16 protein-coding genes are annotated in these 16,802 nt (G+C 70.5%); 11 read left to right on the top strand and 5 right to left on the bottom strand.

What is annotated here, in order from left to right; all coding sequences use genetic code 11:
• Positions 1 to 18: 18 nt before the first annotated feature.
• Positions 19 to 1,326: an ABC transporter substrate-binding protein gene (locus M2283_RS28085; protein WP_280879201.1), complete on the bottom strand. Its 1,308-nt coding sequence runs from the start codon at positions 1,324 to 1,326 to the stop codon at positions 19 to 21.
• 117 nt (positions 1,327 to 1,443) lie between these two features.
• Here M2283_RS28085 and M2283_RS28080 point away from each other — a divergent pair, with 117 nt between their 5' ends.
• Both M2283_RS28080 and purU read left to right on the top strand, forming a co-directional pair.
• Positions 1,444 to 1,944, top strand: coding sequence for an SCO4402 family protein (locus M2283_RS28080; RefSeq protein ID WP_280879200.1), 501 nt, complete (start codon positions 1,444 to 1,446; stop codon positions 1,942 to 1,944).
• 47 nt (positions 1,945 to 1,991) lie between these two features.
• Positions 1,992 to 2,873: a formyltetrahydrofolate deformylase gene (gene purU, locus M2283_RS28075; RefSeq protein WP_280879199.1), complete on the top strand. Its 882-nt coding sequence runs from the start codon at positions 1,992 to 1,994 to the stop codon at positions 2,871 to 2,873.
• Between the two features lie 153 nt (positions 2,874 to 3,026).
• On the opposite strand, the gene M2283_RS28070 is transcribed toward purU, so the two are convergent.
• On the bottom strand, positions 3,027 to 4,388 hold the full coding sequence (locus tag M2283_RS28070; protein WP_280879198.1) for a zf-HC2 domain-containing protein: 1,362 nt from the start codon (positions 4,386 to 4,388) through the stop codon (positions 3,027 to 3,029).
• Positions 4,385 to 4,966, bottom strand: coding sequence for a sigma-70 family RNA polymerase sigma factor (locus M2283_RS28065; protein WP_280879197.1), 582 nt, complete (start codon positions 4,964 to 4,966; stop codon positions 4,385 to 4,387). Before M2283_RS28065 ends, M2283_RS28070 begins: the two co-directional genes overlap by 4 nt.
• Before the next feature lie 307 nt (positions 4,967 to 5,273).
• On the opposite strand from M2283_RS28065, the gene M2283_RS28060 reads away from it, so the two are divergent.
• Both M2283_RS28060 and M2283_RS28055 read left to right on the top strand, forming a co-directional pair.
• The gene (locus M2283_RS28060) at positions 5,274 to 5,654 is read left to right on the top strand and encodes an STAS domain-containing protein (protein ID WP_280879196.1); all 381 of its coding nucleotides are present in this window, start codon (positions 5,274 to 5,276) and stop codon (positions 5,652 to 5,654) included.
• A gap of 168 nt (positions 5,655 to 5,822) precedes the next feature.
• On the top strand, positions 5,823 to 6,335 hold the full coding sequence (locus M2283_RS28055; protein ID WP_280879195.1) for an EF-hand domain-containing protein: 513 nt from the start codon (positions 5,823 to 5,825) through the stop codon (positions 6,333 to 6,335).
• Here the strand turns inward: M2283_RS28055 and M2283_RS28050 are convergent.
• On the bottom strand, positions 6,314 to 7,843 hold the full coding sequence (locus M2283_RS28050; RefSeq protein WP_280879194.1) for a class I adenylate-forming enzyme family protein: 1,530 nt from the start codon (positions 7,841 to 7,843) through the stop codon (positions 6,314 to 6,316). The two genes, M2283_RS28055 and M2283_RS28050, sit on opposite strands and share 22 nt — an antisense overlap.
• A 143-nt stretch (positions 7,844 to 7,986) precedes the next feature.
• Here M2283_RS28050 and M2283_RS28045 point away from each other — a divergent pair, with 143 nt between their 5' ends.
• From M2283_RS28045 to M2283_RS28030, 4 genes are all read left to right on the top strand, one after another.
• Entirely contained in the window at positions 7,987 to 9,180 is a 1,194-nt protein-coding gene (locus M2283_RS28045) for an amidohydrolase family protein (protein WP_280879193.1), read from the top strand.
• Positions 9,180 to 10,313, top strand: coding sequence for an acyl-CoA dehydrogenase family protein (locus M2283_RS28040; protein WP_280879192.1), 1,134 nt, complete (start codon positions 9,180 to 9,182; stop codon positions 10,311 to 10,313). Before M2283_RS28045 ends, M2283_RS28040 begins: the two co-directional genes overlap by 1 nt.
• A 12-nt stretch (positions 10,314 to 10,325) precedes the next feature.
• Positions 10,326 to 11,192, top strand: a complete 867-nt coding sequence (locus tag M2283_RS28035; RefSeq protein ID WP_280879191.1) for an acyl-CoA dehydrogenase family protein — start codon at positions 10,326 to 10,328, stop codon at positions 11,190 to 11,192.
• 555 nt (positions 11,193 to 11,747) lie between these two features.
• Positions 11,748 to 12,209 (top strand): ATP-binding protein, encoded by a 462-nt coding sequence (locus M2283_RS28030; protein ID WP_280879452.1) that lies wholly within the window; start codon positions 11,748 to 11,750, stop codon positions 12,207 to 12,209.
• A 306-nt stretch (positions 12,210 to 12,515) separates the two neighbouring features.
• Here the strand turns inward: M2283_RS28030 and M2283_RS28025 are convergent, their stop codons facing one another.
• Positions 12,516 to 13,499 carry a cyclase family protein gene (locus M2283_RS28025; protein WP_280879190.1) on the bottom strand — a complete coding sequence of 328 codons (984 nt, stop codon included), beginning with the start codon at positions 13,497 to 13,499 and terminating at the stop codon, positions 12,516 to 12,518.
• A gap of 83 nt (positions 13,500 to 13,582) precedes the next feature.
• On the opposite strand from M2283_RS28025, the gene M2283_RS28020 reads away from it, so the two are divergent.
• From M2283_RS28020 to M2283_RS28010, 3 genes are all read left to right on the top strand, one after another.
• A complete protein-coding gene (locus M2283_RS28020) occupies positions 13,583 to 14,491 on the top strand; it encodes an SDR family oxidoreductase (RefSeq protein ID WP_280879189.1) in 909 nt (302 codons plus the stop codon).
• A 109-nt stretch (positions 14,492 to 14,600) separates the two neighbouring features.
• The gene (locus M2283_RS28015) at positions 14,601 to 15,752 is read left to right on the top strand and encodes an acyl-CoA dehydrogenase family protein (RefSeq protein ID WP_280879451.1); all 1,152 of its coding nucleotides are present in this window, start codon (positions 14,601 to 14,603) and stop codon (positions 15,750 to 15,752) included.
• Positions 15,752 to 16,801 (top strand): Zn-dependent alcohol dehydrogenase, encoded by a 1,050-nt coding sequence (locus M2283_RS28010; protein ID WP_280879188.1) that lies wholly within the window; start codon positions 15,752 to 15,754, stop codon positions 16,799 to 16,801. The genes M2283_RS28015 and M2283_RS28010 overlap by 1 nt, the downstream gene beginning before the upstream one ends.
• Position 16,802 lies beyond the last annotated feature (1 nt).

The raw sequence follows: 16,802 nt of genomic DNA, 5'->3' as shown, positions 1-16,802 counted from the left end.
ACCACCGCCCCGAGGGGCTCAGTTCACCTCGGCGGTCTGCAGGGTCTTGGTGACGTCCAGGAAGCCCTTGCGGGCCGCCACGAGCCGGCCCTTGCGGACCACCTGGAGGGTCACGTCGGCGTTGACCATGCGGGAGAAGCCGATCGTGGCCAGCTTGCCCTGGAAGCCCCACTTCAGCGTCGGCGTGAGTCCGCCCGTCTCCACCTTCAGCCCGTTGTTCAGGGCCCGGCGCACGGTCTCGGCGGTCACCTCGCCGCCGTCCAAGGACGTGATGGCCGCCTTGAGGACGGTGTACGCGATCCAGGTCGTCTGCACCCCGGCGTCCGCCGCGTCGATGCGGTTGTCGCCGAAGGCCTGCTCGCTGACGACCTTCTTCATCGGGTCCCAGAGCGGGTCGGTCGCCGCCGGGTACCAGCCGGTGATGTAGGAGCCCTCGTACGGACTCGACGCCCCGCCGGACTCGTTGATCACCGTCTGGTCGACGTTGCCGAGCGTGGCCGCGGTGCTCACCTTGGGGTACTGGTCGCGGGAGCGCCGGAAGGAGTCCATGAAGGTGCCGGTCCGATCCCCGAGCGTGGGTATCACGCACCCCTTCTTCTCGGGGTCGTCGCTCGCCGAGGTCAGTGACCGCTCGGCCGGTGTCGAGTACTCGGTGGTGTCGTCCGCCGCGCGCTGGTCGATCGCGGCCGCGTGCTTGTTCCACGTCAGGCCCGAGTCGAGCATGGCGGGCAGTTCGTCGCCCGCGATGGTGTCGGGCCGCACGAGCACCACGGGACCGCAGCCCGCGGCCAGTTCCTTGCCGAGACCGGCGAGGAGGGCCGGCTGGCCGCCGTTGACCGGGTAGGACAGCGGGCTGGTGAACTCCGCGTTGGTGATGCCGTAGCCGCCTATGTAGGGGATGCCGGCGCCTTCCAGCGTGGGGAGGTAGGAGTCGCCGTACTGGCTGTAGGAGCCGACGACCGCGACGACGTTCCGCTTGACGGCGATACGGGCGCACTTCGCGGCGGCCACGCTGTCGTTGTGCTCGTTGCAGGTGATGACCTTGAGCTTGCGGCCGTTGATCCCGCCCTGGGCGTTGATCCAGCGGGCGTAGGCCTGCGCGAAGGCGGGCATGCCGGGCTTGTTGGTCGCCTTCGTGTCGGAGGGCGCCCAGGTCATGACGGTGATCGAGTCGTCGCCCCCGGCCCCCGCGGTGCCGGGGATGGCCCCGCAGCCGGCGGCGAGCGACGCGCACGCGACCAGGGCACCCGCCGCGCGGGCGGTTCTCGCGCCGGTCCCGGTGAACCTGGGGAGGAAGGTGCTGCGGTTGCGTCGGCTGCCGGTCATGGACACACACGCTTCCGGGACCCCGCCAATGCCCGGGTGACCCAGGGTTAGCGAGCAGTGACCTGGAGGTGAATTACGGGGGTCGGCGAGGGGCCGCGCGGTAAGAACGTACGATCGGTGACCGTGCAAGGTTCGGAGAACTCTTCCCGTCGCGGCCGTCGCTCCTCCACCATGGGCGACATGCCACAGAACGACATCCCGTGGTGGCGCTGGCGCAGCAATGTGCGCTCCGCGCTGCACATGCTCTCCGACCCGGCCTTCCAGCAGAACGTCTGGCTGGCCGGCGTCGACGGATACGGTGACGTCACCGACGCCGTGTACCGCCTGGTCGAGGACACCTGGCTCGACAACTGGTCCGCCGAGAAGTACGTCGGCACGATCTTCCGGGACTCCCAGGAGGCGGCCCTCGTCGACACCGCCGTGCTCCGGGTGCTGCGGATCATGCACCAGGTCGGACCGGACGCCCATGTCTCGGTGTACGTCGAGCACGAGGCCTGGCCGGAGGCGGTACGGGCGGCGCGGGACGCGCACGTACGGCTGGCGATGGCCGACGGCGACGACCCGGACGTACCACCGCGCACGCTGGAGGTGCTGCGGATCATGACCAGGTCCGCGTAGCGGACGGCTCAACTGCGGGTCGGGCCGGGTGTGGGACCCTGTCCTGCATGAATGAGCAGTCCAGCCGAGCCGCGGTCGCGTCCGACCAGTACGTCCTCACCCTCTCGTGCCCCGACAAGCAGGGCATCGTGCACGCCGTGTCGAGCTATCTCTTCATGACCGGCTGCAACATCGAGGACAGCCAGCAGTTCGGCGACCACGACACGGGTCTGTTCTTCATGCGCGTCCACTTCTCGGCCGAGGAGCCGGTGACGTTGGACAAGCTGCGGGCCAGTTTCGCGGCGATCGGCGACGCCTTCCACATGGACTGGCAGCTCAACCGCGCCGACGAGAAGATGCGCATCGTCCTCATGGTCAGCAAGTTCGGGCACTGCCTGAACGACCTGTTGTTCCGCGCCCGCACCGGGGCCCTGCCGGTGGAGATCGCGGCGGTGGTGTCCAACCACACGGAGTTCGCGGAGCTGGTGGGGTCGTACGACATCCCCTTCCACCACATCCCGGTGACCAAGGACACCAAGGCGGACGCGGAGGCGCGGCTGCTGGAGATCGTGCGCGAGCAGGACGTCGAGCTGGTGGTGCTGGCCCGCTACATGCAGGTCCTCTCCGACGACCTCTGCAAGCAACTCAGCGGCCGGATCATCAACATCCACCACTCCTTCCTGCCGAGCTTCAAGGGCGCGAAGCCGTATCACCAGGCTCATGCGCGGGGCGTGAAGCTGATCGGAGCGACGGCGCATTACGTGACCGCCGACCTTGACGAGGGGCCGATCATCGAGCAAGAGGTCGAGCGGGTCGGTCATGAGGTGACGCCGGACCAGTTGGTGGCGGTGGGGCGGGACGTGGAGTGCGGGGCGCTGGCGCGGGCCGTCAAGTGGCATGCCGAGCGTCGGATTCTGCTGAACGGACGCCGGACGGTCGTCTTCGCCTAGGAGCTCGGTGGGTTCTGTCGCAAGGCGGCTGCGGGTGGTTCGTGGCTGGTCGCGCAGTTCCCCGCGCCCCTGAAAGAAGGTCGGTTCACTGCGCCTACCTCAAGGGGCGCGGGGAACTGCGCGACCAGCCCCCACACACCCGCAGCCGCCCCGCTACATCCGGCTCAACGACGCTGCCGCGAACAGCACATCCCTGATCGCCTCCCGATCCCCGAGCTGCCCAGCCGCCGCCTCGGCCGGAGGCACATGCCCCGCCGCGAGGTGACAGAACTCCACCCCGTCCAACGCGATATGAGCCACCTCCTCACCGGCGGAGCCAGTCGCGGAGCCAGCCGCCGGGGATCCATCCAGCGGGATCAACCACTCCCCACCCCCCGACCCCTCGATCTCCAACCGAAGCGTCCGCCCAACCTTGCCCGCGTCAACCAGGGACCGCCGACGCGCCGCGAGGGCAACCGGCAGCATCCGGGCCGCAAGGTCGATCATCCGGTTCAGGTGCCGCCCGGACGGCGGCCCGTACGGATAGTCCACCGCCTCGGCGATGTCCTCCGCGTGCACCCAGCACTCGAAGGCCCGGTCGAGCATCGCGTCATGCAGCGGGAGCGAGAAGTCACCGTAGGAGACGGCGAGTTTGGCCGAGCCGGAGTCGGAGCCGCCGGCGAAGGACACCGTGCGGACCAGGTCGTGGCTCTGCTCCCGCCACGGCGTCCGGACGGACCGCGTGGGCGGGAAGTGCGAGGTCTGCCAGTACGTCTCCGTACGGACGGCCGGTGCTCGCGTGGCCGCCTTCACCTCGGCCAGCGGGTCGTCGAGGCCGAGCGCGAGCGCGACCAGCCCGTCGACGCTCAGCAGGTGGGCGATGACCCCGGCGACGGTCGTACGACGGCTCGTCGGGCCCTCCCCGTCGAACCACCGCAACCGCACCGGGGCGTGCCACTCGGCGTCCCCTATGTCCTGCAGCAGCGCGTCCAGGCGGGCCGTCTCGGCGTCGTACGCAGCCGCCCACTCGGGCACCGGGATGCGCGGCGGGCGCCGGTCCAGGCAGCTCTCCAGGACGCGGGTGCGCAGGGCCGGGTCCAGGTCGAGGCTCTCCGGCGGATGCAGCAGCCCGACCGCCTCGCGCAGCCGCAGTGCCTCGTCCGCGCAGCTCCCGCAGTCGCCGAGATGCTCCTCGACGGCCGTGGCCTCGGCCGCCGAGCACGCGGCCAGGGCCCACGCCCCGAGCAGCGACTTCAGCACGGGGTGCTCCAGCACGAGCGCCGGAACGGGCGGGTTCTCCGCGGCCGACAGGGTCGGCAGGGGCCTCTCGCCGTCCTCGACCGAGGCACGGGGCATGGGTATGCGGGGCGGCCGGTCGGGGGCGGGGGACGGGTCGGCGCCGGGCGGGCCGCCTAGGCCGTTCCCACCGGTGGCGTCGGAGGCGTCGGGGCTGCCGGGGTCGCCCTGGCCGGGCTGTCGGTCACCCTCTCGCCGCTCGTCCCCGCTCCCGTCGTCGGAAGGGTACGCATCGCTCACACCGCACCCCCGTATCCCGGCGGAGCAGCGGCCGTGCCGGCGTCGTGGGCGGTGGACAGGAGCTGCAGGCCCAGGCGGAGCCGGCGGCGGGCCTCGTCCTCGGTGACGCCGAGGTCGGTGGCGGTCTGGCGGTAGTCCCGGCGCTGGAAGTAGGCGAGGTCCAGGGCGGCGCGCAGCGGCGCGGGCATGGACGTGACGATGTAGTCGGCGCGGGCGGCCACGGCGGCGCGGCGCACCTTGCGCTCCAGTTCCTCGGTGGAGCCCCCGCCGCCCTCGGCCAGCGCGGCGGTCTCGGTGGCGCGCAGGCGCTGCACGGCGAGGCGGTGGGTCAGGGCGGCGACCCAGGAGCGCAGGGGGCCCTGCTTGGGGTCGTAGGACTCGGGGTGCTCCCAGACGTGGGCGAAGACCTCGCGGGTGATGCCGTCGGCCGCGACCTCGTCGCCGAGGACGCGGTGGGCCAGGCCGTGCACGAGGGAGGCGAACCGGTCGTAGAGCTCGCCGAGGGCCGCCGCCTCACCGCGTGCGAGCCGCTGCTGCATCTTGCGGTCCCAGCGGGGCGGTGCGTCCTTCTTCGTCATGCGGCCCCCTCACCTGACCGTGCCTGTGCCCAGCCTGCGTCCACCGTCACCTCGAATGTAGTCGGCACGTCCGACAGCGCACGCCCCTTTGTTGCAATGCGCGCCCCCTGACGGGCCGCGGGTGGTAGTGGACCTTCGCGTTCGCGGCCCACACCTGATCGAACAGGATCGAAGTCGACTGAAACAAGCCTCTTCCGTCCGCTTCCCGTTTCTCTCGTCGTGTTTCAGGGAACGGCCGGTGGGCAGCCGCGCTGCAAGGAAGCGAAGGTATGGCTTCCGTTTGCGGGGGTGACGGCGAGCGAAAGGCGTGGTGGTGGCGTTCTACGTGATCGACGGCGAGCAGGGCGACTGGACCGTGCTCCAGGTGTCCGGCGAACTGGACCTGGTGACCTCCCCCGCGCTGCGCCAGCGGGTGCACGACGCGGTGGCCGAGGGCCGGCACAGTCTGGTCCTGGACCTCTCCGACGTGTTCTTCTGCGACTCCAGCGGCGTCGGCGTGCTGATCGCCTCCCGCCGTCTCATCCGCTCCTGTCAGGGCAGTCTGCGCCTGATACTGCCGGCCCGCGGCGCGGACGACGGCTCGCACGTCAACCGGGTCCTGGGCGCCCTCGGCGTCCGGCGCCTCTTCGACGTGTACCCCGATGTGGAGGCGGCGGTGGTGGCGGAGGCGGACCCGCTGTCGGCGTGAGCCCGCCCATCTGTTCTGTCCGGCCTCGGCGGCCCGCGCTTTGCCACATCGTTGTCCCAAAATTCCCCCGGTCTTGGCACAAGCGCCGCTTTCCCGCTCCCCGGGACACCTTGCCGTCGTACGCTCCGTGCAGATGCACCCGACGTGACGTGAGGCGGCACGAAAGACATGGTCAGCAGCGAGTACGAGCGCAGGATCGCCGCCCGGTTCGCGGTCTTCGACCAGGACGGCAACGACTACATCGACCGGGCGGACTTCAGTACGGCGGCCAAGGCGCTGCTCGCCGAGTTCGGCACGGCGGCCCGGTCCGACAAGGGCCAGGAGCTGTACGCCGGCGCGGAGGCGTTCTGGCAGGGCATGGCCGGCATAGCGGACCGGGACGGCGACCAGCGCATCACGCGCGAGGAGTTCGTGAACGGCGCGGTCAAGCGCCTGCGCGACACCCCCGACCGCTTCGCCGAGATCGCCCGCCCCTTCCTGCACGCCGCCCTCGCCGTCGCCGACACGGACGGCGACGGCGCTGTCACGGTCGCCGACACCGCGCGCGTCCTGCGGAGTCTCGGCGTGAGCGAGGAGATCGCCCGGTTCGCCGCCGACGCGCTCGACACCGACAGCGACGGCAAGGTGGGGGAGGGCGAGATCGTGCCCGCCTTCGCCCGCTACTTCACGGTCCCCGAGTGACCGGGCGGGGCTGAATAGCGTTCCCGCAGCTTGTACTTGAGCACCTTGCGCAGGGTCTCGTTGCGCGGAAGGGCGTCCACCACCTCCAGCCGCTCCGGCAGCTTGTGGACCGACAGCCCTTCCGCCCGCAGGTACGAGGTGACCGCGTCCAGCGTCAACTCCCCGTCCTGCGCCCGCCGTTCCACCACCGCGCACACCAACTCCCCGCGCTCGGCGTCCGGCAGCCCGATCACCGCCGCGTCCCCGACCGCCGGGTGCGCGGCCAGCAGGTCCTCGATCTCCTTGGCCGAGATGTTCTCGCCCTTGCGGATGATCACGTCCTTGAGCCGCCCGGTGAGCACGAGATGCCCGCTCTCCGTCAGCCGTCCGAGGTCACCGGTGCGCAGGAACCCGTCCTCGTCGAAGGCCTCGGCGGTCTGCGCCGGATCGAGATACCCCTGGCACACGGCCTCCCCGCGCAGCCGCACCTCCCCGCCCTCCGCGATCCGGATCTCCATGCCCTCCGGCGGCCGTCCCTCGGTCGTCGCCAGGTTCTCGGTCGTGTCGTCCGGCGCCCCCATCGTGATCATCGGCACCTCGGTCATCCCGTACCCGTGCGTGAGCTGCACCCCCATCTCCCGCACGACGGAGTGGTAGACCTCCGGCGGCTTGGGCGCGCCACCGCCCGCGAGCAGCCGTAGCGAGGGAATGACCTTCGTCCCCGGCTGTTTGCGCTGCTCGGCAAGGAACATGGAGTAGAAGGCGGTTGACCCGCCGGCCACCGTCACCCCGTGCTTGCGATACCCCTCCAGCGCGTCCGGCAGCGCGAACTGCTCGAACATGACGGCCGGGAAGCCGTACAGCAGCAGCATCACCGTGTAGTCGGGCCCCGCGATGTGCGCGTACGGGAAGGCCATCGAGCCCACGTCGTCCGCCGAAAGGCGCAGCGCGTGCGCGAGACACGAGCCGCCCGCGATCAGTGAACGGTCCGTGTGCAGCACGCCCTTGGGGTCGGAGGTGGTGCCCGAGGTCCAGTAGATCCAGCGGACGGAGGTGCCGTCGGCGGGCGGGGAGGGGAGCACGTCCGGGTCGCCGTCCGGGAGGGTGTCGTACGCCTCGAAGATCCCCTTGGCGCCGAGCCGCCGTGCCATCGCCGTGTGGTCGAAGCCGCGCCAGGTGCCCGGCACGGCGAAGAACTCCGCCTTCGACTCCCGTAGCGCGAAGGCGACTTCGCGGTCCCGGTAGAACGGGATGACCGGCGTCTGCACGGCGCCCAGGCGGGCCAGCGCGAAGGAGAGCAGGGCCGTCTCGATCCGGGTGGGCAGCTGCCAGGCGACCACCGTGCCGGGGCGTACGCCCATGTCGTACAGGCCGGCCGCCACCCGCTCGGAGCGCGTGCGCAGTTCGCCGAAGCTCAGCGAGCGGTCGTCCTGGAGCAGGACCGGGTGGTCGGGGGTGAGTTCGGCACGGCGGGCGACCAGGTCCCAGAGGGTGCGGGAGGTGCTGAGTGCGTACGCGGTGTCGTTCACGGCGGCCCCCTCGTGGAGCTGACGGGTAGTCAGATCGTGGCCAGAGCGTAGGGCTCGGCGCCTTGTCGGTCCAGGGGTGCGGGACTAGCCTGCTGGTGACTGGCAAATCTGACGGTCCATCAGATACGTGAGTGGGGGGACCCATGACCGAACTGCCCCGCATCATCAGCGTCGACGACCACGTGATCGAGCCCGCGCACCTCTTCGAGACCTGGCTGCCGCAGAAGTACCGCGAGCGCGGCCCGCAACCGCTGACCGCCGGCATCGGTGAACTCGCCTACGTCGCCGGCAAGTACCAGATCACGATGGATCCGGACGGCCCGCCGACCGACTGGTGGATCTACGAGGATCTGAAGTTCCCGTACAAGCGCAACATCGCCGCCGTCGGCTTCGACCGCGACGAGATGACCCTGGAGGGCATCACCCGCGAGGAGATGCGACGCGGCTGCTGGGACCCCAAGGCACGCCTCGCGGACATGGACCTCAACCATGTCGAGGGCTCCCTCTGCTTCCCGACCTTCCCCCGCTTCTGCGGCCAGACCTTCGCCGAGGCGCACGACAAGGAGGTCGCGCTCGCCTGTGTGCGCGCCTACAACGACTGGATGGTCGAGGAGTGGTGCGGCGACAGCGGCGGCCGGCTCATCCCGCTCTGCCTGATCCCTTTGTGGGACGTCGAGTTGGCGGTCGCGGAGATCAGGCGCAACGCGGCGCGTGGCGTGCGGGCGATGACGTTCTCCGAGATCCCCACCTACCTCGGGCTGCCGTCCATCCACTCCGGCTACTGGGACCCGTTCTTCGCGGTCTGCCAGGAGACCGAGACGGTCGTCAACATGCACATCGGCAGCAGCTCCCAGATGCCGGCCGCATCACCGGACGCCCCGCCCGCCGTCCAGGCCTCGCTCTCCTTCAACAACGCGATGGCCTCGATGATGGACTTCCTCTTCAGCGGCGTCCTGGTGAAGTTCCCGACCCTCAAACTCGCCTACTCCGAAGGGCAGATGGGCTGGATCCCGTACGCCCTGGAGCGCGCCGACGACGTCTGGGAGGAGCACCGCGCCTGGGGCGGGGTGCGTGACACGATCCCCGAGCCGCCGTCGACGTACTACTACCGCCAGATGTTCTGCTGCTTCTTCCGCGACAAGCACGGCGTGGCCTCGCTGGACGTCGTAGGCCGGGACAACGCCACCTTCGAGACCGACTACCCGCACGTCGACTCGACCTTCCCGAACACCAGGGAGGTCGCCCTCGACCACGTCAAGGGCCTCGACGACGAGACGGTCTACAAGCTGATGCGGGGGAACGCGATCCGCATGCTGGGCCTGGACCTCGACCGCTGATGGACCTCTCGTACACGCCGGAGGAGGAGGACTTCCGGGCGCGGCTGCGCGAGTGGCTGGCGAAGGTGCTGCCGACGCTGGGGCCCAAGCCGTCCCCGGACGACTGGCCGGGCCGCCGCGCCTACGACCTGGGCTGGCAGCGGATGTTGTACGACGCCGGGTACGCGGACGTCCACTGGGACGCGTCCCCGACCACCCGCCTGATCTTCCTGGAGGAGACCGAGCAGGCGGGCGCGCCCTATGTGGGGGCGAACTTCGTCGGTCTGCTGCACGCCGGGCCGACGATCGCCGCCGAGGGCACGCCGGAACAGCGGGAGCGCTGGCTGCCGGCGGTCCTGCGCGGCGAGGAGGTCTGGTGCCAGGGGTTCAGCGAACCGGACGCCGGCTCCGACCTCGCCTCCCTGCGCACCCGCGCCCGCCGGGACGGCGACGACTACGTGGTGACCGGCTCCAAGATCTGGACCTCGCACGCCGAAGTCGCCGACTGGTGCGAGCTGTTGGTGCGGACCGACTCCTCGGCGCCCAAGCATCGGGGTATCAGCTGGCTGGCGATGCCCATGGACGCGCCGGGCGTCACCGTACGGCCGTTGCGGACCCTCGCCGGATCCGCCGAGTTCGCCGAGGTGTTCCTCGACGAGGTGCGGGTGCCGGTCGCCAACCGGGTCGGGGACGAGAACGACGGCTGGCGCGTGACGATGGTGACGCTCTCCTTCGAGCGCGGCACGGCCTTCGTCGGCGAGGTGGTGGCCTGTCGGCGCGTGCTGGGCGAACTGGCGTGCGCGGCACGGGAGAACGGCCGCTGGGACGACCCGGCCCTGAGGCGCCGACTGGGGCGGCTGAACGCCGAGTTCCGGGCGCTGTGGCGACTGACCCAGTGGAACGTGAGCGAGGCGGAGGCGAGCGGGGGAGTGCCGGGCGTGGGCGGCTCGGTCTTCAAGTTGCGGTACTCGCACGCCCGTCAGGAGTTGTACGACGCGGCGGCCGACGTCCTCGGCCCGGACGGGCTCGACCTGGACCGGCCCTGGGTCCTGGACCGCCTGTCCTCCCTCTCGTACACCATCGCGGCCGGCACGTCGCAGATCCAGCGGAACATCGTGGCCGAGCGGATTCTCGGGTTGCCGAAGGGCCGGTGAGGAGGCGATGACGTGCGGTTTCAACTGACCGACGAACAGCGGGCGGTGCGGGACGGGATGCGGGAGCTGCTCGCCCGGCGGTTCGACGGGGAGGCGCTGCGGGCGGCCGTGGCCGCGCCCGGACGGCTGGATCGGTCCCTGTGGCGGGAGTTGGGCGCGGCGGGGTTCTTCGCGCTTCGGCTGCCGGAGGCGGACGGCGGGGTCGGACTCGGGCTGCCCGAGGCGGTGTTGGTGTTCGAGGAGGCCGGCCGTGCGTTGCTGCCGGGCCCGCTCGTGGCCACGCATCTCGCGGCGGCGGACGTGCCGGGCGCGGCCACCGGCGAGAGGGTCGTGGCCGCCCCCGACGGACGGCTGGTGGAGTGGCTGGCGGAAGCGGACGTCGTACGCCGGGGAGCCGAGGGCGCCGTACCGCTGCGGTCCGCGGACCCGCTGACGCCCCTGCACCGGGTACCGGCCCCGGCCCGCCCCGATCCCGTCGCCGTGCTCCTCACCGCCGCCGAGCAGCTCGGCACCGCCACGCGCGCGTGCGAGCTGGCGGTGCAACACGCCCGGACCCGCGAGCAGTTCGGCCAGCCCATCGGTGCCTTCCAGGCGATCAAGCACCTGTGCGCGGGCCTGCTGGTGCGGGCCGAGGTGGCCAGGGCCGCCGTCTACGCGGCCGCCGTGACCGCCGACCGGACCGACATCGCCGCGGCCCGACTGCTCGCCGACGAGGCCGCCGTGCAGGGCGCCCGCGACTGCCTCCAGGTGCACGGCGGCATGGGCTTCACCTGGGAGTCCGAGGTGCACCTGCATCTGAAGCGGGCCTGGGTGCGGGCGCAGCGTGGTGGTGGAGGCACGGAGAGTGAGGAACTGCTCGCGGCGGAGCTGGTGGCCTGAGCGACCGCGGCCCGGGGTCGGCCTGGGAAGTCGGCGGGACGGCTCCCGCTCGTGTCGCGGATCGTGGCACACGGGAATCACGCGGCGAATCACAGAGCGTTGATATCGGGTTGTGTCCTATGTGTGACTCGTCACGGCCCGGAGTCGGGTGTCCGCTCCGGTACCTTGTGTGGGATGCGAGTGGTTCCGAGCATGAGCCATGCCGGTGTTGCCTCTGGGGCGACTCCGGACCGGGCGGTGCGCGCCGCTGCTCGCGAGGCGGGAGAGGCCGACACCCCCGCCTGTTCGACTCCCCAGGACGAGCGTCGCACAGTATGCCGCACGGGTACTCCTTCGCGCTGGAATATGCCCGAAGCGCTTGTTGGGGTGACTGAACGTCAACCATGCTGTCTCGCAAGGGATTCACGTTCCGTGACCCTTGCTCTGGCCACTGTTCTGGCCATTGTTCTGGCCATGCAGAAAATGGCTACGATCGTGGCCCTCGTCGCGGCGCGTGCGTGGCGCGGGGTCATGTGTCCGCCGGTTCGGATGGTGTGAGCGGTGCAGGTGCTTCAAGTGCAGCTGGAGATCCGACCCGACCCCGCCGAGGTGGGGCGCGCCCGGCGCTGGGCCCGCTCCCGCCTGGCGGGGTCGGGCATAGCGGCCGACGAGTCGCTCGCCGAGACGTTGGTCCTGCTCGTCTCCGAGCTGGTCACCAACGCCGTGGTGCACACCGGCTGTCCGGCCGTCCTGCGGCTGTCGCTGCCCCTGGCCGCGGCCGACTCGGCCACCGTCCGCCTGGAGGTGGCCGACGCCAGCGACCGGGCCCCGGTGCCCCGCTGCGTGGACGGCGACGCGACCGGCGGCCGGGGCCTGGCCCTCGTCGACGGACTCGCCGACCGCTGGGGCTGGAGCCCCGAGGGTGGCGGCAAGCGTATCTGGTGCGAACTCGACCGCTGCGACGAGCCCCGGGACGCCGCGACGGCGTACGGGGGCGGCGTATCGGCGTACGAGGTGCTGGCCTTCGACGTCGTGTGATCCCCCGGGGTGAGGCGGTGCGCCGGGACGTGCTTCTGTGCGCGCCCAACGCAAAGAGGGGCACAAGTGGCAAATCTCCGCAGGGCTGTTGACGCGTCGTGACCGTCTGATCACGCTGGTGGTCAGCGATTCGCCACGAGGGGACGACGAGGGTTTCGGACGGGGAGCCCTCGGCGAGTGTGGGTCGTGTGGTCGGCGTCGGGCGGGAGCGCCGGAGTCGGCCGGCGGCGCGATCGAGGGGTGGGGGAAGACGCGCCGCCGGCCGATGGCTCCCCCGCGGACCTGCCGTGGCTCTTCCCGAGTCGCTCACAGGACGGCGACCGGTGCCACCGGAGTGCCCGTCGCGCCGACGAAGGGCTCCGGCATCGCGGACAGCAAGAACGCGTACCGGCCAGTTTCTCCACAGGCTGTGGACAACTCTTCGAGATTCCAGTTCTGGCCCTGCAGCATGCCCATCTCCACCAGGTCCAGCGCGTGCACCGGCAGCCACAGATTCTCGATCTCGGGCGGAAAGATCTCGAACGTCAGCGTGTCATTGGCGACAGCGGCGACATCGCGCGCATGGAACCACTCCGGCGTACGGACCGACAGACCGGGCGAGGGATAGCCGTACGCCTCCTTGTTCCCGGCGAGATAGACCTGCACCTGCCCGGTCCGTACGAGCACGATGTCGCCGGATCGTACGCGCGTACCGGCGAGTTCCTCGGCGGCCTCCAGATCCTCCGGCGTGACCGCGTGCCCGCCCTCCAGCCGTCGCACGCCCCGCGCCCGTGCCACGTCCAGCAGCACGCCCCGCGAGACGATGTGCCGCGCCTTGTCGATACCGCTGAACTCGGCGCCGCCGTGCGGGGTGATGGTGCCGGCGGGGCGGCCGTTGTAGAGCCGGCCCGAGTGCGAGACGTGGGTCAGCGCGTCCCAGTGGGTGCCCGCCTGCAGGCCCATCGTCACGGCGTCGTCGCTGCACGCGATCGTGCCGGGGCCGAACAGCTCCTGGTTGATCTGCACCATCGCGTGCAGCGGGTTCACGCGGCCCGGGATCATGCCGGTCTGCACGCCGTCCTGTTTCAGAGGGAGGGCGAGCGGGACGCGGCGGCCGGTGCGGACGGTCGCGGCGGCCTCCCGCACCACCTCGTCGGTGATCAGGTTGAGGGTGCCGATCTCGTCGTCGGATCCCCAACGGCCCCAGTTGTTCACGCGCTTGGCGATGTCGTGGAACTCGGGAGGGAGCGGGGGCGGGGGCGAGGGGGCGGGCTGTGGGTCTGACGTCGGGTGTGGCGTCGGGTCTGACATCTGGCCTTCCCGGGGGTTGTCTCCAGGTATCTGACGGGTCATAAAATCTAACGGTCCGTCAGAAACCGCGGGAAGGGGCCGGCGTGGGGAACTTCTTGGCAGGCAAGGTCGTCGCCGTCACCGGTGCCGGGCGGGGCATCGGACGAGCGGTCGCGCTGGCCGCGGCGGCCGAGGGCGCGAAGGTCGTCGTCAACGACTACGGCGTCTCCGTGGACGGCGCGTCCCCGGCGAGCGAGATCGCCTCGGCGGTGGTGAAGGAGATCGAGGCGGCGGGCGGGGAGGCGGTCGCGGTCGCCGACGACATCTCCACGATGGCGGGCGGGCAGCGGGTCGTGGACGTCGCGCTGTCGTCGTACGGGCGGATCGACGGGGTGGTGTGCGTCGCCGGGATTCTGCGTGAACGGATGCTTTTCAACATGTCCGAGGAGGAGTGGGATCCGGTGATCGCCACCCATCTGAAGGGCACGTTCACTGTTTTTCGGGCGGCTTCCGCGGTGATGCGGAAGCAGCGGGCGGGGGTGTTGATCGGGTTCACCAGCGGGAATCATCAGGGGTCGGTTTCGCAGGCGAATTACAGCGCGGCCAAGGGCGGGATTATCTCGCTGGTGCGGAGCGCTGCGCTGGGCCTGAACAAGTATGGAGTCACCGCAAATGCGGTGGCGCCCGTGGCTCGTACGCGGATGTCGGCCAACGTTCCTATGGAGTTGGCGGAGATGGGCGAGCCGGAGGATGTGGCGGCGCTTGTTGTATATCTGCTGTCCGAGCGGGCTCGGGAAGTGACGGGGCAGGTTTATACGGTGGCGGGGGCGAAGATTGCGGTGTGGGCCCAGCCGCGGGAGCTGCGCGCCGCGTATGCCGAGGGTGGGTCCTGGACGCCGGAAAAGATTGCGGAGTTTCTGCCTGGGTCTGTTGGGGTGGATCCGATGCCGATGCTTGTGCGGTTGGAGGAGATGGAGAGGGCCGCGCGGGAAGGTTCTCGGCCCAACGCCTAAGAGCTCGCGGGGCGTTGTGGGTTCGCGGGTGCGGGTTGGGTGTGGCTGGTCGCGCAGTTCCCCGCGCCCCTGGGTGGGCATAGGCAACCGGCGTTTGGAGGGGACCTTCGTGGAGTTTGGGTTTAGCGGTGAGGATGAGGCGTTTCGTGTGGAGGCCAGGGCTTGGCTTGCTGAGCATGTCGAGTCCGGGCAGGAGCGTCGTGACTGGGAACGTGAACTCGGTAAAGCCGGGTGGATCGGGCTTGGTTGGGCTGAGTCGGGATATGGGAATCGGGTTGCCAGTCTGACTCAGCAAGTGGCCTGGGCTGAGGAGTATGTGCGGTCGGGGGCGGCGCCTCGGTCTGGGCATATTGGGGAGAATTTGTTGGGGCCTACGCTTCTCGCTCATGGGAGTGAGGAGCAGAAGGCGCGGTTTCTGCCGGCGGTGGCGGCTGGGGACGAGTTGTGGTGTCAGGGGTACAGCGAGCCGGGGGCCGGGTCGGATCTGGCGGGGGTGCGGACTCGGGGGGAGCGGGATCGGGATGGGGGGTATCGAGTTTCCGGGCAGAAGATATGGACCTCGCTTGCGCATGAGGCCGACTGGTGTTTTGTGTTGGCGCGGACTGAGGCGGGTTCCACGCGGCATCGGGGGCTCACTTTTCTCCTCGTACCCATGGATCAGCCGGGGCGGATCGAGGTGCGGCCCATTCGGCAGATGACCGGGACCAGTGAGTTCAACGAGGTCTTCTTCGATGGGGCGGTGGCGCGGGCGGAGCATGTTGTGGGGGGTGAGGGGGGCGGTTGGAAGGTCGCGATGAGTCTGCTCGGGTTTGAGCGAGGGGTTTCGACGCTTGCCCAACAGGTCGGGTTCGCCGAGGAGTTGGGGCGGGTGGTGCGGGCGGCCGTGGAGAGCGGGGCGGTGGGGGACGCCGTGGTGCGGGAGCGGTTGCTGCGGCTGTGGGGGGAGTTGCGGGTGATGCGGTGGAACGCCCTGCGGACGCTGGGGAGTTCGGGGGACGCCGGGGCGCCCAGCGTGGCCAAGCTGTTGTGGGCGGGGTGGCATCAGCGGCTCGGGGAGCTGGCGATGCTCGTGCGGGGGGCCGGGGCGACGGTCGGGCCGGGGGACTGGTCGGCCTCGGCGCCGTACGAACTCGACGTCTGGCAGCGGCAGTTCCTGTTCTCGCGGGCCGACACGATCTACGGCGGCTCGGATCAGATCCAGCGCACCATCATCGCCGAGCGGGTGCTCGGTCTGCCGAGAGAGCCCAAGGGGGTCGTGTGATGCGCGGTGTGGTGTTCGACGGCAAGCAGGTGGAGGTCGTGGACGACCTCGTCGTACGGGATCCGGGGCCGGGCGAGGTGCTGGTCGCGATCTCGGCGGCGGGGTTGTGCCACAGCGATCTGTCCGTGGTGGACGGGACCATTCCCTTTCCGGTGCCGGTGGTGCTGGGACATGAGGGGGCGGGGGTGGTGGAGGTCGTGGGGGCCGGGGTCACGCATGTGAGGCCCGGGGATCACGTCTCCCTGTCCACGCTGGCCAACTGCGGGACCTGTGCCCAGTGCGACCGGGGGCGGCCGACCATGTGCCGGCAGGCGATCGGGCGGCCGGGGCAGCCGTTCGCGCAGGGCGGGCGGCCGGTGTACCAGTTCGCGTCCAACTCGGCCTTCGCGGAATGGACCGTGGTGAAGGCCGTACAGGTGGTCCGTATCCCCAAGGACATTCCGCTGCCGTCCGCCGCGCTGATCGGGTGCGGTGTGCTGACGGGCGTGGGGGCCGTGCTCAATCGGGCCAAGGTCGACCGGGGCGAGTCGGTGCTCGTCATCGGTACCGGTGGGATCGGGCTCAACGTCATCCAGGGCGCGCGGATCGCGGGGGCGTTGCGGATCGTCGCCGTGGACGCGAATCCGGCGAAGGAGGCGGTGGCACGGCAGTTCGGGGCGACGGACTTCCTCACGTCGACGGACGGGGTGAAGGATCTTCTGCCGACGGGGGCCGACCACGCCTTCGAGTGCGTCGGGCGGGTGGAGCTGATCCGCCAGGCGATCGACCTGCTGGACCGGCATGGGCAGGCGGTGCTGCTGGGGGTGCCGCCGGCGACTGCGGAGGCGTCCTTCCTCGTCTCCTCGATGTACCTGGACAAGTCGATCCTCGGGTGCCGGTACGGGTCTTCGCGGCCCCAGCGGGACATCGCGCTGTACGCCGAGTTGTACCGGGCGGGGCGGTTGCTGCTGGACGAGCTGGTGACGGAGACGTATCCGGTCGAGGACTTCGAGAAGGCGCGGGCCGATGCGGAGGCGGGGCGGGTGGCTCGGGGGGTGCTTACGTTCTAGG

Source organism: Streptomyces pseudovenezuelae (assembly GCF_029892565.1).
Lineage (GTDB): Bacteria > Actinomycetota > Actinomycetes > Streptomycetales > Streptomycetaceae > Streptomyces > Streptomyces pseudovenezuelae_A.
Note: the sequence above shows the minus strand (reverse complement) of the source record. Positions and strands in the feature narration are given on the sequence as shown.